The sequence below is a fragment of the Leptolyngbya sp. UWPOB_LEPTO1 genome (genome assembly GCF_017302695.1).
In the GTDB taxonomy this organism is placed as follows: Bacteria; Cyanobacteriota; Cyanobacteriia; order Leptolyngbyales; family Leptolyngbyaceae; genus Leptolyngbya; species Leptolyngbya boryana.
The window spans coordinates 61952-78496 of the sequence record NZ_JAFLCJ010000021.1; the positions used below are offsets into that span (position 1 = coordinate 61952).

Below are 16545 nucleotides of genomic sequence, written 5' to 3' on the forward strand. Positions count from 1 at the left end.
TATGAATTTTAGAAAAGTAGCGGAAAAATAACCTCTGTCTCTAGGAGTGCGCTTATTGGGTTTTGGGTGCTTCTAAAACAGTCACACTGACAAGGGGGGTCACATTGAATCTTTGAGTGAGCAGACGAGTTTGAATAGTTTGAGTTAAGCGATCGCGAATCTGCTGGCTAGAAAGTGTGCTTTCAGGTTGACGTTGAACATAGACCTCAGCTAATAGGGAGTTTTGTCCTGGGATCTCTGAGCGGGTAAAGCGCACGTTCGCTTCGACTAATTGTGCAAATTCGGTCTGCTCAACGGCTTGTTGCACTTCTGCATTGGCACGCTGAGCGCGACTAGACCGTTCAAACTCAGGTGAATTCCAGAACTGCAAGGTTGCAATTGCAGCGAGTGAAACCAGAGAAATACCGAGTGCGATCGGAAAAACTTGTTGATTGCCACGCGAATAGCGGCTTCCTTGCGAGGTCAGTCCATACGCTCGAAAAATCAACGTCGCTGATACATGAATGCCAAATAGCTGCAAGACAAGTAAAAACAATCCACTCATGGTCATATCCCATCGTCCAATCGCGCTTGCCATTCCGACAATTCCCGCTGGTGGTGCAAGCGATGCCGCCACTAACATTCCGGCGGCGGCTCCAGAGACTAAGCTACTTCGCTCCGACTGCACTAAGTTTAATGCTCCTGCTGCTCCTGCTGCTAAAGGGATCAAGACCGCTACGGTTGAAATCTGACTGTTCTCTACCATGAGAGGCGTTGAGATCTGCTGTTGAAGAAGCAAGCTTAATAGAAATGCGATCGCGATTGTCACCATTAACGCTGTAACATACCGAAGAATACTGCGTTCCAAAAGTTGTAAATCTCCGCGTGCAGTTGCGATCGCACTATTCATAGCGGGACCTGCAAAGGGTGCAATCAGCATTGCAGCAACCAGAAGATAGCTTGTATTCGTATACAGTCCAATCCACACGACTACTCCTGCCACCGCAGCATAGGCGAGAAAGCTGCGCCAAGATCCGACACTCTGCAATCCTGATAAGAAGATTTCGATCGGGCTACGCGCTCTGACATTTTTGACTTGTTGCGCAGCTTCAGACGCAGGGGGACGTAGAGCAATGATCCCGGATGGCAGCAAGGTAATATGAACCTCTGGTAGATCTTCGAGCTTAGCAAGCAAATCTTCAACTTGTCGATTAGAAACATGAACGATGACAAGATCAATGTTTCGGTCTGCGCTTTGAGCTTCAATTTTTGCAAGATTCACTGCATCACAAGACTCTGCGATCTGTAGAACTGCTTTTCCTTGCCCTTGCGGTACTTGGATGATCAGTTGACGCATGGTTGCTCTCCTCGAACTGTTTGTTGAGTCTACTCAGACTTGAGCTAGATGACGACTTCCAAAGGAGAGAGGATCATCGAGCAATTTCTAGAGTTGCCAGCGTAGCAAAAGCGCAAGTTGACCGATCATTTTTTGCCACCAGGGTCGTTTTCTCCAGCTTGATAGTTCAATGCGATCGCTCTTGCTAAACGCATCTGTAAAAAATTGTTCAACAGTCGGAGCAAAGTCTGGAGCAAACCAGGCAAGATTCAGTTCATCATTGTGAAAAAAGCTCCGAGGATCAAAGTTTGCACTGCCAAAGTTAATCCAATCTTGATCAACAAGCATCAACTTAGCGTGCATCATGCTCGGTTGATACTCATAAACTGCAATGTCAGCTCTTAAGAGCGCGTGATAGCGCTCACGAACTGCATAGTAAACAGGTGGCTTATCATTGTGGACACCAGTCGTCACGATCTGCACATCTACACCCCGCTTTTTAGCCGCAATGATTGCATTACGAGTATTGCGCTCCAAAATAAAGTAGGGACTCGCAATCCAAATTCGGTGCTGTGCCGCTTGTAGACCAAACCAAATGAGCGCGTTGATCAGTGACAACTTACTATCGGCATCACTGGCAATCACTAACATTGGCTTTGCCGCCCGTGAGGCTTGCTGTACAGGTAAATGCTCTATCATGGCTTGACCTCCTGCATAGAGCCAGTGACGCAGGAAAATGCTCATGAGGACAGAGACGATCGTACTTTCTAGCTGAATTTCGCCGTCGAGCCAGGGTGCTCGATCGCCAATTTTAGGATTGCCGTCCCAATCATCGGATACGCCCATTCCTCCAATCAAGGCGATCGTTCCATCAATAATCAGCAGTTTACGATGAGTCCGGCTCAAGTATTGCAGCGGAACTTTGAGCCTAGGAGGATGAAAAAAACGAACCTCAACCCCCGCTCCTCGAAGCTGTTTCCAATACGAAGCAGGGATCTGAGCGGTGCCAACGTGATCGACTAAAACTTGGACTTTCACCCCACATCTCGATCGCTCAATCAATGCCTGAGCAAACTGATCGGCACGATACCCTGGAGTCATGAAAAAAGTCTCAAACTGAATCAAGTGCTGTGCTTTTTGGATTGCTTCTAGTCGCGCTGCATAAATCTGGTCTGGCTGTGACCAAAACTGAGTGAGCCGCGCTTGTGTCGCGATCGACTTGGAGAAGCCGACTAACATCGGCAGAAAATTTGGACTATCGAGTGCGATGCGACGATCAAAGCGATAACAGATTTGCGGCTCGAAAACGCCGCGAAGATAGAGAATCATCCAGACGACGATCGCAGCGGCAAAGAGAAGAAAAAAGGTTGTCCAAGTCATGGCTTCTAGGAGAACGTGCCGGGTGTTGTTCAATCTATCAGTCGGGTACGATCGCTAGAGTCCTTCATCGGATAGAACTTTCCTTGAACGGAGTGAAACGACTTACCTAAGCTTTTAGAGCACTGCAACTCTGGTTTTCCGTCTTTCGAGTTCTTTTCCAGTTTGTTAGGCTGAAAGCAGTCTGAATTTGGTGAAGAGCGTGTCCCAGATCCCGTTTTTGTCAGAACCTCTAAGTGTGGAAACCGTTGAAATCGAAGTTTCTGGACTACCCAATCGCTTAAATGGCATTAAAGTAGTTCAGCTTTCTGATTTTCATTACGATGGCTTGCTGTTGTCTGATGAATTGTTGAACCAAGCGATCGAGACCGCGAATTGTCTTGAACCGGATCTCATCGTTCTTACGGGCGATTATGTTACGCATACCCCGAAACCTATTGATCAACTTGCTCGACATCTCCGCCGATTACAGAGTCGATCGGGTATTTATGCCGTGTTAGGCAATCATGATCTGGAACTCCCTGAATCAAAAATTAAGATTAGTCGCGCCTTAACCGATGCCGGAATTCAAGTTCTTTGGAATCAGATTGCTTATCCGTTTGGGGAAGACTTCGCGATCGTTGGCTTACCCGATTTCTGGTCGTCTGACTTTGCTCCTGCTTCTGTGTTTGAGACTCTAAATCCAACGGTTCCTCGTCTAGTGCTCTCTCACAATCCTGACAGTGCAGTGCCTCTGAGCCAGTGGCGCGTCGATTTGCAGCTTTCTGGACATACGCATGGTGGACAAATTGCAATTCCAGGAGTGGGAGCCGTTCCCACTTGGATTCAGGCTTCACGCGATCGCATTCCCGAGCCATTATGGAAGTGGGTGCCGTTCCTGGATTTAAAATGGCCCAAAGTTGTACAGCATTGGCAATGGGCACAAGGTCTGCATTCGGTGGGTGAGAATCGGCTCTATGTCAATCGAGGATTAGGAACCTTTCCACCGGGACGGTGGTACTGTCCTCCAGAAGTCACTGTGTTTTCCTTGAGTCGCATTGACTAGAGGTTGTTAATGTCCCAGAAAACTAACAGACATCTCAAGAGCGAATGAGACTGCGATATCGAGCTTCGATCAGCGAGTACAAACTATAAGCAATCAAGCCTAGCGCCACAATTCCCAGAATCCACGTTCCATAAGGCTGTTGTGCCAAAACGGCTAAAGCTTCCCCCAATCCTTTGACTTCAGTTGCATCGGAGCGCAGCGCCGCAATGATCACAAACAGACCAATGATGCAAAAAACAACCCCACGCGCAACAATCCCAAACTGTCCTAGCCGCTTTGCCCACTTGCGTTCGGTTGCATTCATTTGATTGAGCTTGAAATATCTTTGAAACTTTGCAGTGTAAGCCTGATAAAAATACGACAATCCAACACCCAATACGATCGCGCCTGCTAACCCCACAAGCCATTGCCCCAAAGGTTGAGCCAAGACCAGTTTTGTCCAGTCTTCCGTCGCTCCTCCATTTGTCCCACCACTGCCTAAGATGAGTTTAACCGCAGTGAAAGCTAACCCTGAATAGCTGAGCGCACTGATCAAATATCCGATACGCTGCACAACGCGCTGTGTAGAATTTGACTGCCCTGTATGCTCTGGATCAAGCAATGCCTGAGCAAATCGCCACAGGACATAGCCAATGATGCCGATCGTCACCAACCCAAGCAGAAATTTTCCAAACGGCTGCACCACAATTTCTTGTAAGGCTCCACTCGTATCTGTAGTGCGTCCTCCGCTCCCGATCGCAGCTTGTGCTGCCAGCAGTCCCACTACAAAGTAAACAATCCCCTTTGCTGCATAACCGAATCGAGCCAGCCTTTCAAACTTTGGATGAGCAACAGTCTGTTGTACAGGGTGTTTTAGATTAGGAGGAATATTGGGGGTCGCCATATCAGTGCACGAATATTATCTCGCACAATAGAATGGCAGACTCGCGTATCGCATCTATCAGAATAATGAATTCTTCTAGGCTTAGATTGACTGTTGCTTTTGAGGATTGACGAGCTTCTCTATTGAATTCGTCAGTTGTTCGATCTCATCAATTTAGCGCTTAAGTTGGTCAGTTAGTCTTAGCGACAATCTGCCCATTCGCTGGTGTTCAGGGCAACCTTGACAAACGGCGATTTCTCAAGCGAAATCATTGCGTCTGCGGATTTGTGCAGTAAGCAGGTAATACGATCTCCCGCATGCCATTCTTCATTTGAAATAACAATTCGCACCTCCTGGTTTCGCTCAACGATCAGGGGCATGAGGTTATTCGAGGCGATTAAGGTTTGTAGCTCTGCTTGCTGTGCTGCAAGCGTCGGCGATCGTAAAACAATTTCGACAACCTGCGCTTCATCCTGGTCGAGCCATTGATTCCACTGATCGAGAGGAATCTGGGGAGCAAATGCAGCCTGAATCCCTGGCGTGATTGCACTCAGGCTGTTTCCATCCCCTAGCGGTGATGGAGACAAAATTGCAATCAGATCAGGACGAAACAGTTCCGCAGCCCGTTGAGCTAAAATACCGTTGACTTCCGGGCTAGAACTTAAAGCGAGAAACGAGCTAAATGAAGAGATGCCTTCTGCTTCTAGTTCTTCTAAATTTAAGCGATCGCTCAACGCAGGATTTTCATCAATCGGCTCTAAATTGGTTGTGTTTACATCAAAGTCGATCAGCATCGCTGCTTCTCCCTTTTGCTGCAATAATCGTGACAACAATCGGGCGAATGAATCCCCGCCTACAATCACTGTTCTGACTTGATTCGTATGTAAGCCAAGCCATCGTGCAATCCAGGCTGCTGTCACTCCTTGCACAAAAACGGTGATCAGAATCGTGAGAAACACCAATGCTTTAAGCGCATCACCCCCACTCATCCCTTGATTGTTCAGAGAAATGGCAAATAACGATGCCATTGATGCTGCTACGATGCCACGCGGCGCAACCCAGGACAAAAAGAACTGCTGTTGCCAGCTAAAGCCGCGATTCCAAGTCGAGATTAGAACATTGATAGGACGAACAATCAGCATTAATGCCAAAACTACGATTACCCCTTCTTGCCCTAAATCGAAAAGCTGCTCGATCGATAAATCAGCAGCAAGCAGAATAAATAGCACTGAGTTTGTCAAAATTCCAAGCTGCTCATTAAATTGCCGCAACAACCGCTCATCAGGTGTAGCAGCGGCGCGTAGAACGATGCCAATGATCACAACAGCCAGCAACCCCGACTCACTGCGTAACGCTTGCGCTAGGCTAAACGATCCCCACACTACTGCTAATACAATCAGATTCTTGAGTTCTTGCGGAAGAATCTTAGACTGTTTGAGAAGCAAGCTCAGCAAACTCCCAGCAATCAATCCGATCGCGACTCCGATTCCTAAGCGCAGGAGCAATCCTTTCAAGATGAGAAGTGGGATTGCTGTGTTACTTAAAACGAGCGGAACTGCCTTGCCACTCAACACAATATTGAGCGTGATCACCGCAAGAATTGCACCGATCGGATCAATTAGAATTCCTTCTCCTTCTAATAGCGTTGCGACTCGTCGCTCTACTCCCACAAGCTTTAAGAGTGGAGTCACGACCGTTGGACCTGTGACGACGACTAAAGACGCATAGAGGAAGGCGATCGACCAGGGAAAATCGAGCCAGGTATGAGCTGCAATGGCACCGCCAACCAGTGTAATGGCGACCCCGATCGTAATCAGATTGCGAAGGCTGATCGAAACGCTTCTCAGATCACGAATCTGTAAGCTCAAACCTCCCTCAAATAAAATAATCGCGATCGACAGAGAGACAATGACTTCCAACCCACTGCCTAAAAGAGACGGGTCGATCCAACGGAGTCCACTCGATCCTAGAGCCAAACCCAATAGCAGGAGGAAGACAATACTAGGAATCTGCAAATATCGAGCAATGACCTGAGCACCAATGCCAATACCAACGGTGGTACTCATCAAAACTGTGATCGTTAAAGAGTCTTCCATTCCATTTATCAAAGCAAAACAGATTGCCTAATTCTGGCATTTCTCGTCATGGATCACAGAAAACCCGCATTGAATTGACAGTAGATAACGCGATGCTTTAAACGGTCATTCGAGACTGATCAGAGATAAATGATCAGGATGCGCGATGAATTCTTTAGCAGCCAGCAAGCCTGCAATGCTCCATGTTTGCGATAATCGAGCTTCTCTTCCAATCAAGTATCCAGAGCGACCGTCATAGTATTCTGGATAGCTGTCTTGCACTAAACGCTCCTCGGCAATGTTAATTGCACGTTCTGCTAACTCGACTCGACCTGTTTTTTGAGCCGCGATCGCAAATGCCCAAAGTAGCACTGCCCAATTCCCCCCATTGTGATACGACCAAGGCGAATTTTTCGGGTCACACCCTGTTAGCGTTCGCCATTCTTCTCCCTCGATCGCAGGGTAGCAAAGCTTCACGGGCATATAGCCAATTAAATCCTGCCAACGCTGCTCAAACAAATTCATAATGCTTTGAGATTCAGATTCATCTGCGAGTGAGAAGACGATCGCTAACAGATTTCCCAATGCAAAAAAGCGAAAATCCAGCCGTCCAGGTCCCAAATTTCCAGCTAAGTAGCCTCCTGTTTCAGGCAACCAATCTGTTAACCAAGCGGGAATCGATGCTGGATAGATATTAAACTTATTCGCAATGTTCTCACCATATTCATCTACCTCAAACCGATAGATTTGATTGAGGCGGTTGAGATCAATCCAGTAGTATTCCCAGACATGATAATGCAATGCGCTGAGACGCTGTGTTACTGCCTTGAGATAGCGTTCTTCTTCTGGCAGCAGAAACTCTTGTGCAACTCGCAACCCTGCATAGAAAAGTACCTGAATCTCTAGGGGATGACCGTACACACCCATGCGTCGATCGATCATAAAAGCCCCATCCGGAACCAGCAGCGTAGGATAGAGCGAGAACCGATGCGCCAAACAAAGATCAAGAATGAGCTTGATTCCCGTTTGAAATTCGGGCTGATGTGCGAGTGCGACATCTCCGGTTGCTTGAACGTAAGCTCGAAGTAAAATCAGCCACCAGAGACAAGAATCGGCTGGCGGCACTCGCGCGATCGCTGCTTCTCCAAAATCCGCCTCTAACCATTCTTTTCCATCTGCTTGAACGACTTTGAAACTTGCAGGCATCAATCCCGTTTCTGCCTCAAAGCAGTCCATTTCTTTCGGTCGGCTTTGCAAGTTCAGGGTTTCAATTAAGAAGTTCCGAACAATATCGGTTCGACCTTGCATCAGGAAAACCAAGGCAGAGGGAACAAAATCGCGAATAAAACATTGATCGTAGTTCAGAGCATCGACTGTGGGATCTTGTGCCGCGATCGTGCCGATGGGCTGACCTCGGTAGTACAGAATCGACGAGTTGAGAAGTTCCATCGCCTCCTCGAAGTGGCGATCGGTGGATTGTTGAATGTTCATTGGAGGGTTGGCGCAATCAGTTCTAATTTGGACGGAGAAATGGCTTGATTAGCCTGAAGATTGACCGGGGTCGAACAATCTGTATCTGCACAGAGATGAATCAAGGTTGCAACTAGCCCTGTCCATCCCGTTTGATGATTAGCTCCAAGTCCTGCGCCAGTGTCGCCATTGAAATACTCATAAAACAGCAGTAAATCGCGCCAGTGCGGAGTGCGGAATTGTTCGTTGTGATGGTGAACGGGGCGATGATGATGTTCATCGGGCGAGAAAATGAGAATCAAACACCGGGATAGTTCTGCTGAAACTTCTGCGAGTGTCATCCATTGCCCTGAACCCGTTGGACACTCAACTTTGAAGTCATCTCCTAGATAGTGGTGGAATTTCTGCAAGGATTCAATCAGTAAGAAATTCATCGGGAACCAAATTGGGCCGCGCCAGTTAGAATTTCCGCCGAACATTCCGCTGGTCGATTCCGCAGGCTCATAGCCGACTTGATGGACTTGCCCATCGACATGAAACGTGTAGGGATGATCCGCATGGTACTTTGACACAGAGCGGATTCCATAGGAACTTAAGAACTCTGTTTCATCCAAAAGGCGTTGCAGAATGGGCTTAAGTCGTTGAATTGGACTGACGATCGCGAGCAACCGTCGTGCTTGTTCTCCCTCTGTTTCGAGTGCTGCAATATTACTTTGCAGATGCGGACGATTTTCGATGAACCAGTTAAACCGTTTCTTGAAGCTATGGAACTGCTCTAACATCGAGGGTTCTAAGATCTCAACGGCAAATAGGGGAACTAATCCTACCATCGATCGCACCTTCAAGCGATGCCAGTCATTGTTGGGCAGATGCAATACATCATAGTAAAACTGGTCTTCTTCGTCCCAGAGTGCAACACTGCTTTCCCCGATCTGATTCATCGCGTCCGCAATGTAGAGAAAATGCTCAAAGAACTTACTGGCAATGTCTTCGTAAGCGGGATTCGTTTTCGATAACTCTAATGCGATCGCGAGCATATTCAAACAATACATGCCCATCCAGCTTGTCCCGTCTGCTTGTTCAAGATAGCCTCCAGTGGGAAGTTCGGAACTGCGATCGAAGATCCCAATATTATCTAAACCCAAAAAGCCACCTTGAAAGACGTTGTTTCCGTTGTGGTCTTTCTGATTTACCCACCAGGTAAAGTTGAGCAAGAGTTTCTGGAAGACTCGTTCAAGAAAAGAAGTATCAGCGCGACCGTAGAGGGCTTTCTCAATTTGGTAAACGCGCCAAGTTCCCCAAGCATGAACGGGTGGATTAACATCACTGAAATGCCATTCATACGCGGGAATTTGCCCGTTAGGGTGCATATACCATTCTCGCGTTAAGCGATCGAGTTGTCGCTTAGCAAAATCAGGATCAATCATAGCTAAAGGAACGCAGTGAAAAGCTAAATCCCAAGCCGCAAACCACGGAAACTCCCACTTATCCGGCATTGAAAGAATGTCATCGTTAAACAGATGAATCCAATCCCGATTTCGAGCAGCATGGCGATCAGGTTGCGGTTGTGCTGCATCACCTTGGAGCCAATCTTCGACGACGTAATGATAGTATTGCTTTGTCCAGAGTAGTCCTGCAAAGGCTTGACGCTGAATGTTTCGCGCATCGGCTGAGAAATGCTCCGGTGTAATCCGCTGATAGAATTCATCTGCTTCTTGTTGGCGTTGAGCAAAGATATCGGCAAATTCTGTGTTAAAGGGATCGACGAGGTTGGAATTGTTGGTTAGGCGTAGCTGAATCGTTTTGGTTTGTTGAGCTTCTAGCGTCAGTTTGTAATGGGCTGCAACTTTTGTGCCGATTTGCTCTGGATTGACCGCTTCAGTTTGATCCTGCACAATGTAGTCATGAATTCCGTCTTTAACATAGGGCGACGAATTTTGAAGCCCGAAGAGTCGATCGTAATTAGTTTCATTTTCTGTAAACAGTAGAGCATCAGCCGTTTGACAATAGAGCCAGCGATTTCCGAGGGTCGGGTGCGTTGCTTCTACGATATGAGTGGAGCGCTCTTTTTCACGTTGTGCTAAGCAGGGCTTTTGAGAATTTGGCTCCCATGACCAAGTGTTGCGAAACCAAAGCGTTGGAAGGAGATGGAGCGTTTTCGGCTCTGCGCCACGATTGCTTACAGTGACTTGGATCAGAATGTCTTCATCGGTTGCTTTGGCGTACTCGACATAGACATCAAAGTAACGGTTCTCGTTAAAGACTCCCGTATCTAGTAGCTCAAATTCTGGGTGATGATAGCCCCGCTGTTGATTCTCCTGCACGAGTTGATCGTAAGGAAAAGCAAGGTGAGGATACTTATAGAGATACTTCATGTAAGCATGACTCGGCGTATTGTCAAGGTAGAAGTAGCATTCTTTGACATCCTCGCCATGATTGCCTTCAGGACCGCTGAGTCCGAACAAGCGTTCCTTCAGAATCGGATCTGCTTCGTTCCAAAGCGCGATCGCAAAGCACAATCGCTGATGGTTATCGGAAATGCCAGCAATGCCATCTTCGCCCCATCGATAAGCTCGCGATCGCGCTTGGTCATGGGAAAAATGATTCCAAGCAGACCCATCTGAACTATAGTCCTCACGCACGGTTCCCCACTGACGCTCACTTAAGTAGGGACCCCATCTGCGCCAATACGCTGTGCGCTCTCGGTCTGCTTGTAACCGTTGTTCTTCTGCGGTCATCTTCTTATCTCCTTCTCATCTAAGCAGACCATGATTCGCGAAAATCGGCATAGAGCGTAAGTCCACCATCAATAAACAGGGTTTGCCCTGTGATGTAAGCTGCTTCCTCAGACGCAAGAAAAGCAACCGCAGCAGCCATTTCCTCAGAGGTTCCGGCACGACCCATTGGAATGTGGCTTTCCACGATCGCTTTTTGCTCTGAATCCTCTGTCCAAGCTTCATTGATTGGAGTAATCGTTGCCCCAGGCGCGATCGCATTGACTCGAATTCCGCGATCGGCATATTCCAGCGCTAAGGTTTTCGTCAGGTTTCCCATGCCGCCTTTACTCATCGAGTAAGTTAAATACGACGGTCGAGGAATGACTTCATGAACGCTAGAGATATTGATAATCGTGCCAGGTTGGTTGCGAGCAATGAAATGCTTAATCGCTTCTCGCGCACATAAAAATGCACCCCGCAAGTTAATCGATAGAATGCGATCGAACTCGTCGATCTCGATTTCGTGAGAGGGAGACTCCGTTTGCACCCCGGCATTGTTGATCAAAATATCCAAACTGCCAAATTGATCAATGGTCGTGTTGATCATGTTGAGAATGTCTTCCTCTTTGGACACATCCCCTTGAATCAAAAGCGATTTGACTCCACAATCATTCACTTGACCACAAGCTTTTTGCAGTGCAATCTCCTCGGTCGTTTCAGCTTCCTCAACCGTCTTGCGATAGTTAATCGCAATGTTGCAGCCTTCTTGAGCGAGACGAATTGCAATCGCTTGTCCAATCCCGGAACTTGCTCCTGTAATGAGCGCATTCTTTCCAGCTAATCCTTTCATCACAAGTTTCCCTCTCACGCATCCGTTACAGATTCACGTTACAGATTGACATTGGGCGGTAAGATAATGCGATCGACAATATGCACCACGCCGTTTGATGCTTGTAAATCCGGTTGGATAACTCGCGCTTCATTCACCCGAACCTGCTGTCCATCCACTTGCACGTTGACTGAGTTCCCGGCTTGCGTTTGAACTTGACCTGGCTGCAATTGATTCGCGGTTAAGCTGCCCGGAACCACGTGGTAAGTCAGGATTTGGCGAAGTAACTGTCGATTCTCCTCTCGAAGCAGACGCTCACGAGTTTCAGCAGGGAGAGCTGCAAATGCTTGATCCGAGGGTGCAAATACGGTGTAAGGTCCACCTTCTCCTAATGTATTGCTCAAATCTGCTTCATTGATTACAGAAGAAAGTGTGCTGAGCGAAGGGTTGCTACCAATCAGATCCGTTACATTGCCAGCGTTTGCTTGTGTGCCTGGAGCCGGGGAACCTTGAGTACCCGGAGCCGGAGCAACCGGAGCAGTCGTCGCTTCGGGAGCAGGTTGCGTGGGTGCTTCTGCGGTGGGTTGTCCCCCACAAGCAGCAACGATCGGCATCAGAATCGCACCTAAAGCAGTTGCAGCAATTGTTTTTTTCAGTTGTTGTCTCATGATATGTCTCCAAAAAATTGAGGTGAGAGTAGTGATTAAACTGAGTGAGTGAGTGCAGTGATTGATTGATTGAGTTTATTGTTTAAGATTGGCGGGAACATTTTCTGGAACTGTCCAGTAATAGATCACTCGCCCATCGACATTTTCAACACGTTCCGGTTTCCAATCGCCCATGTCAAAAGCGTGAGAAACAATGCGAGTACCAGGTTTGAGTTCACTGAGCAATTTCGGGCGTAACCGTAAATTGACTTCAGGAAGTAAGTAAAGGGTGACAACGGTCGCTTCTCGAAAATCTGTCTCGAATAAATCTTGCTCTCGAAACTCTACGCGATCGGTGACGTTTGCTTGTTGAGCATTTTGGTTGGCTTCTTGTACCCGTTGAGGATTGATATCGACTCCGATCGCTCGTTTTACATTAAATTGCCGAACGGCAGTAATCGGAATCCGACCATCTCCACTTCCCAAGTCATACACCACATCGTTGCTGTTCACATTTGCGATTTGTAGCATCCGATCGACCACAGCTTGAGGAGTCGGGACATAAGGAACATCTGGAGAGCGGGCTGGAGCTGGTGATTGGGGTGGTTGAGTCGTAGCAGGATTCGTTTGAGCATCGGCTTGAAAATCGCGCTGTTGAGTGCATCCTACACCCACTCCCACAACACTCAGCCCAATGACCAATCCAGCAAACAAACGTTTGAATTGCATAGTTCTAACTCCTAAGTTGTTTTATGAACGACGATGTTGAATCCGAGACCAATACAAAAACGGAATACCCAGAGCCACAACAATGATGCCAACGCTCGCACCTAAGCCTGTATAAACGAGGCTGGAGTACAGTAGATAGCTACAGACGGCACAAAATAACAGGGGTGTCACTGGGTAGAATGGCACGCGAAACGGCCGAAGACGATGCGGATCTTTCATTCTGAGCAGAACTAAGGAAATCCCACTCAGGAGAAAGAAGAACCAAAACACCGGAGCAGTGTAATCGACCATCGCTTCAAATCCATTGCGAGTGAAGGTTCCCATGAAGACAAGCAGCAGCGCGATCGCACCCTGGACTAGAAATCCGGTCATGGGAGTTCCTGCCTGAGACCGCCAGCGTCCTAGAAAGTTGAACAAAGCGACATCTTGCCCAAAAGCATAGTTCGTTCTCGCTCCCGTAAAAATTGAAGCATTCAACGAGCCTAACGCAGTCATTGCAATCAGCGCACTGATCAAAACGGCTCCTGGCTCCCCCAAGATTTGTCGCATCAAATCGGCTGCGATCGCTTGAGATTGTGCCATTCCCGACACACCCAATCCGCGCAAAAATGCCGCATTAATCAACACGTACAAAGCAGTGATAATGCCAATGCTCCAGAGCAGCGATCGCACAATATTCCGCTGAGGTCTTTGAATTTCCGCAGAGATATAAGCGGCTTCATTCCAACCCCCATAGGACAATAGGACAAACAGCATTGCTGATCCCCAGTTACTCGAAGCAACGATCGGTGCTGCTAACTGAGGTGAGGGGCGACCCAGCAATAATCCTAAAATAGTAATCGTTACTAATCCTAGAATCGTGATCACAGTCAGCCCATTCTGAATCCGTTTCCCTTGTCGAATGCCAATGATATTAAAGCTGGTGAGAAGTGCGATCGCACCGACAGCATAAATTGAAGATGACCCTGATCCTAAACTAAAGAGTTGAGACGCATAGTCACCAAAGATAAAGGCAAGTAAAGCAATTGATCCGGTTTGAATGACAGTCATGCGTGCCCAAGCAAACAGAAATGCGACATTCTGACCAAATGCCCGTTTCAGGTACTCATAGTTTCCTCCAACGTGCGGATAGGTTGTAGCTAGTTCGGCATAGCACAACGCTCCAACAAAGGAGACAGCCCCCCCAATTACCCAAGTCAGTAAGACAATAAAACCGTTACCGCTATTTGCAGCAACGAGCGCAGGAGTCTCAAAGATGCCTGCTCCAATCACAATACCAACAATAATGGCGATCGCATCTGAGAGCGTCAGGGTAGGTGACTTTAAATCTGCATGACGAGCAGATGAATTTAAGGAATAAGGTGTGTCCAGTTTAGTCACAAGTACCTCGTAGTTCCCAAAAAGTAATCGCGTCTTAAGTTCATTGATTTGAACAGGGTTTAGTTGAACTGGTTTAGTTGAACTGGTCTGCAATTCTCTGAATTACCGTTCCAGTTGAATTAAAGGTAATATTTGTCCCATCTGCACGAGTAATCGAATAGGCATCGAATACACTCGCCTGTGCATCTGGGACAACGACGACCGTCACAGGCTCATTCGGTCGTAGGTCAATCATCTCTCGCTTGTTCACAGTCAACAAACCAAGATTAGAATCGAGGCTAAACTGAGTTTCACGGACTTGATTAATACGTCCATGCACCATGACCAGAGGCACACTACGATTGACCTGAACGCTGGCATCCTGAGAGGATGGAGAGCGATTTGCAGGTGATGTTTGTGCAATAGTCGGAGATGCTGTGCCGATCAAAGCTGTGATGGACATCAGTAACCCAATTCGTTTCATGATTGTCTTCTCCAATGCAGCTTATGCCTGATTTATAAACCTCACAAGTCCGTAAAACGAACGATTAGAGGATAGAACTGCTTGAACTGCAAGCGATTGATTTCTTATTCTTAGCGTCGATACTAAAAGTGACGCAAAAGTGACAAACTTAATAAATTGATCATAATTTCTAACAATGTCTCTGAGATATCTCTAAAGGAGTAGTTGAAGGAAATACTATTTGTACATTGAAGCCATAGTAGTCAAAGGACTTTGCTAGAAAATCGACTGCCTTTAGATAGATATCAAGTTAGAGAAGATGAAAGTTATAAATTAGATAGAGGACTGGAGCGGAAGCACAATTTGGAATACTGAACCCTGTCCAACTGAACTTCGAGCGGTAATCGTTCCGCCATGTGCTGTAATAATTTGTTGGGCGATCGCAAGCCCTAACCCTGTTCCTCCTCGGTCTCTAGAGCGATCCTGATCGACCCGATAAAATCGCTCAAAAATATGCGGCAGGTGCTCATCTGGAATTCCAATGCCCGTGTCTTCTACTTGTACGATCGCTTGACGAGATTGAACAAACAGCCTGAGATTCACTGTTCCATCCGCAGGCGTATACTTACAGGCATTCGTGATCAGATTCGCGATCGCTTGCTTCAGGAGTTCTGGATCTGCATGAATCGTGACAGCGCGTTCGGGTAAGTCTAGACTCAACTGAACCCACTGAGCAACCGTCCGAATCGTCGATTCTTTGATCAGTTCTTGTAGGACGCGACCCAAATCTGTCGGGTGTAGGGCTTCATCAGTAATCCGACCAGAACGCCTTGCCAAAAAGAGCAGATTGCTAATTAAAACCGTCATTGATTTCGCAGTCGCAGCAATTTTTTCGAGGCGTTGATGCTTGCTTTCTCCCTTTTCCATTGGAGCGAGCAATCCAACTTGAGCGTTACTTAAAATTGCGGCAAGCGGGGTTCGGAGTTCGTGAGACGCATCTGCTGTAAATTTCTGCAAGTGATCATACGACTCCTGAATTGGTTGCATTGCCACGCCGCTTAATGCCCATGCTGTCACCACAATCACAATCAGGGCAATTTGAATCGAGATCAAAGATATCAGTAAATCTTGCTGTAATTCTCTTTGTAAGGGGGCAAGGGGAACTGCAACTTGCAAGTAGCCTAGCATTTGCCCTCGATATTGCACAGGCAGCGTAATCTGCCGTACTAACATCAGTTGATCAGCGCTTTGCACAACGCCATCGGCACCGCTCAAGAGTCCCGCATCAATCGTCAGCGTGTGTAACTCTGGAACATCTTCTAACATTGCAGGCGGCGAAGCAATTCCAAAAAACTGCTGTAATCGTCCTTGTGGGTCATACCATCGTGCATACACGGCATCACTTCCAGGGGGCAACGGCGACTCTCCTAGAAACGGAACATTTCTGAAGTCAATTTGGCGGTGTCCGTCTCGCTGCTTGTACTGTACTGTCGCGGCAACGACCTGAGCCTTCTTATACAGCAGTTGATCGAGATACTTCAAGCGCTCGATCGCAGTCAGATAATAGCGAGTAACCGCAAAGACCATCAGAATACTTCCCATTGAAAGCATAAACCAACGAGAAAGATTCCGACGGCTGCGCGTGAACATAAACGGC

13 protein-coding genes are annotated in these 16545 nt (G+C 47.4%); 1 reads left to right on the top strand and 12 read right to left on the bottom strand.

Annotated elements, in window-relative coordinates:
- Positions 1 to 52: 52 nt before the first annotated feature.
- Together J0L70_RS25115 and J0L70_RS25120 are read right to left on the bottom strand one after the other, a co-directional pair.
- Complete coding sequence (locus tag J0L70_RS25115) at positions 53 to 1336, bottom strand: TIGR00341 family protein (RefSeq protein ID WP_287456334.1); 1284 nt, start codon at positions 1334 to 1336, stop codon at positions 53 to 55.
- 87 nt (positions 1337 to 1423) lie between these two features.
- Positions 1424 to 2695 carry a phospholipase D-like domain-containing protein gene (locus J0L70_RS25120; protein WP_017288523.1) on the bottom strand — a complete coding sequence of 424 codons (1272 nt, stop codon included), beginning with the start codon at positions 2693 to 2695 and terminating at the stop codon, positions 1424 to 1426.
- 199 nt (positions 2696 to 2894) lie between these two features.
- On the opposite strand from J0L70_RS25120, the gene J0L70_RS25125 reads away from it, so the two are divergent.
- Positions 2895 to 3737 carry a metallophosphoesterase gene (locus J0L70_RS25125; protein ID WP_190647919.1) on the top strand — a complete coding sequence of 281 codons (843 nt, stop codon included), beginning with the start codon at positions 2895 to 2897 and terminating at the stop codon, positions 3735 to 3737.
- Positions 3738 to 3771: 34 nt separating this feature from the next.
- Here the strand turns inward: J0L70_RS25125 and J0L70_RS25130 are convergent, their stop codons facing one another.
- The 10 genes from J0L70_RS25130 to J0L70_RS25175 form a co-directional block, all read right to left on the bottom strand.
- A complete protein-coding gene (locus J0L70_RS25130; RefSeq protein ID WP_287456335.1) occupies positions 3772 to 4620 on the bottom strand; it encodes a DUF1206 domain-containing protein in 849 nt (282 codons plus the stop codon).
- Between the two features lie 179 nt (positions 4621 to 4799).
- Positions 4800 to 6695 (bottom strand): cation:proton antiporter, encoded by a 1896-nt coding sequence (locus tag J0L70_RS25135; RefSeq protein ID WP_287456336.1) that lies wholly within the window; start codon positions 6693 to 6695, stop codon positions 4800 to 4802.
- Positions 6696 to 6800: 105 nt separating this feature from the next.
- Positions 6801 to 8165 carry a glycoside hydrolase 100 family protein gene (locus J0L70_RS25140; protein ID WP_287456337.1) on the bottom strand — a complete coding sequence of 455 codons (1365 nt, stop codon included), beginning with the start codon at positions 8163 to 8165 and terminating at the stop codon, positions 6801 to 6803.
- On the bottom strand, positions 8162 to 10882 hold the full coding sequence (locus J0L70_RS25145; protein ID WP_287456338.1) for an MGH1-like glycoside hydrolase domain-containing protein: 2721 nt from the start codon (positions 10880 to 10882) through the stop codon (positions 8162 to 8164). Before J0L70_RS25145 ends, J0L70_RS25140 begins: the two co-directional genes overlap by 4 nt.
- Before the next feature lie 19 nt (positions 10883 to 10901).
- Positions 10902 to 11711: a glucose 1-dehydrogenase gene (locus tag J0L70_RS25150; RefSeq protein WP_268242940.1), complete on the bottom strand. Its 810-nt coding sequence runs from the start codon at positions 11709 to 11711 to the stop codon at positions 10902 to 10904.
- Positions 11712 to 11749: 38 nt separating this feature from the next.
- Positions 11750 to 12358 (bottom strand): fasciclin domain-containing protein, encoded by a 609-nt coding sequence (locus J0L70_RS25155; protein ID WP_017288517.1) that lies wholly within the window; start codon positions 12356 to 12358, stop codon positions 11750 to 11752.
- A 75-nt stretch (positions 12359 to 12433) separates the two neighbouring features.
- Positions 12434 to 13066 carry an SAM-dependent methyltransferase gene (locus J0L70_RS25160; protein ID WP_017288516.1) on the bottom strand — a complete coding sequence of 211 codons (633 nt, stop codon included), beginning with the start codon at positions 13064 to 13066 and terminating at the stop codon, positions 12434 to 12436.
- Positions 13067 to 13087: 21 nt separating this feature from the next.
- Positions 13088 to 14446, bottom strand: a complete 1359-nt coding sequence (locus J0L70_RS25165; protein WP_287456339.1) for an APC family permease — start codon at positions 14444 to 14446, stop codon at positions 13088 to 13090.
- 73 nt (positions 14447 to 14519) lie between these two features.
- Positions 14520 to 14909, bottom strand: coding sequence for a hypothetical protein (locus J0L70_RS25170; protein ID WP_190647907.1), 390 nt, complete (start codon positions 14907 to 14909; stop codon positions 14520 to 14522).
- A gap of 312 nt (positions 14910 to 15221) precedes the next feature.
- The gene (locus J0L70_RS25175; RefSeq protein ID WP_287456340.1) at positions 15222 to 16538 is read right to left on the bottom strand and encodes a sensor histidine kinase; all 1317 of its coding nucleotides are present in this window, start codon (positions 16536 to 16538) and stop codon (positions 15222 to 15224) included.
- Positions 16539 to 16545: the final 7 nt, after the last annotated feature.

What these genes read in the sequence shown, in the direction of transcription:
- J0L70_RS25130 (WP_287456335.1), bottom strand. Translation starts at nt 4,620, where the DNA reads ATGGCGACCCCCAATATTCCTCCTAATCTAAAACACCCTGTACAACAG.
- J0L70_RS25175 (WP_287456340.1), bottom strand. Translation starts at nt 16,538, where the DNA reads ATGTTCACGCGCAGCCGTCGGAATCTTTCTCGTTGGTTTATGCTTTCA.
- J0L70_RS25115 (WP_287456334.1), bottom strand. Translation starts at nt 1,336, where the DNA reads ATGCGTCAACTGATCATCCAAGTACCGCAAGGGCAAGGAAAAGCAGTT.
- J0L70_RS25170 (WP_190647907.1), bottom strand. Translation starts at nt 14,909, where the DNA reads ATGAAACGAATTGGGTTACTGATGTCCATCACAGCTTTGATCGGCACA.
- J0L70_RS25120 (WP_017288523.1), bottom strand. Translation starts at nt 2,695, where the DNA reads ATGACTTGGACAACCTTTTTTCTTCTCTTTGCCGCTGCGATCGTCGTC.
- J0L70_RS25135 (WP_287456336.1), bottom strand. Translation starts at nt 6,695, where the DNA reads ATGGAAGACTCTTTAACGATCACAGTTTTGATGAGTACCACCGTTGGT.
- J0L70_RS25140 (WP_287456337.1), bottom strand. Translation starts at nt 8,165, where the DNA reads ATGAACATTCAACAATCCACCGATCGCCACTTCGAGGAGGCGATGGAA.
- J0L70_RS25160 (WP_017288516.1), bottom strand. Translation starts at nt 13,066, where the DNA reads ATGCAATTCAAACGTTTGTTTGCTGGATTGGTCATTGGGCTGAGTGTT.
- J0L70_RS25145 (WP_287456338.1), bottom strand. Translation starts at nt 10,882, where the DNA reads ATGACCGCAGAAGAACAACGGTTACAAGCAGACCGAGAGCGCACAGCG.
- J0L70_RS25150 (WP_268242940.1), bottom strand. Translation starts at nt 11,711, where the DNA reads ATGAAAGGATTAGCTGGAAAGAATGCGCTCATTACAGGAGCAAGTTCC.
- J0L70_RS25155 (WP_017288517.1), bottom strand. Translation starts at nt 12,358, where the DNA reads ATGAGACAACAACTGAAAAAAACAATTGCTGCAACTGCTTTAGGTGCG.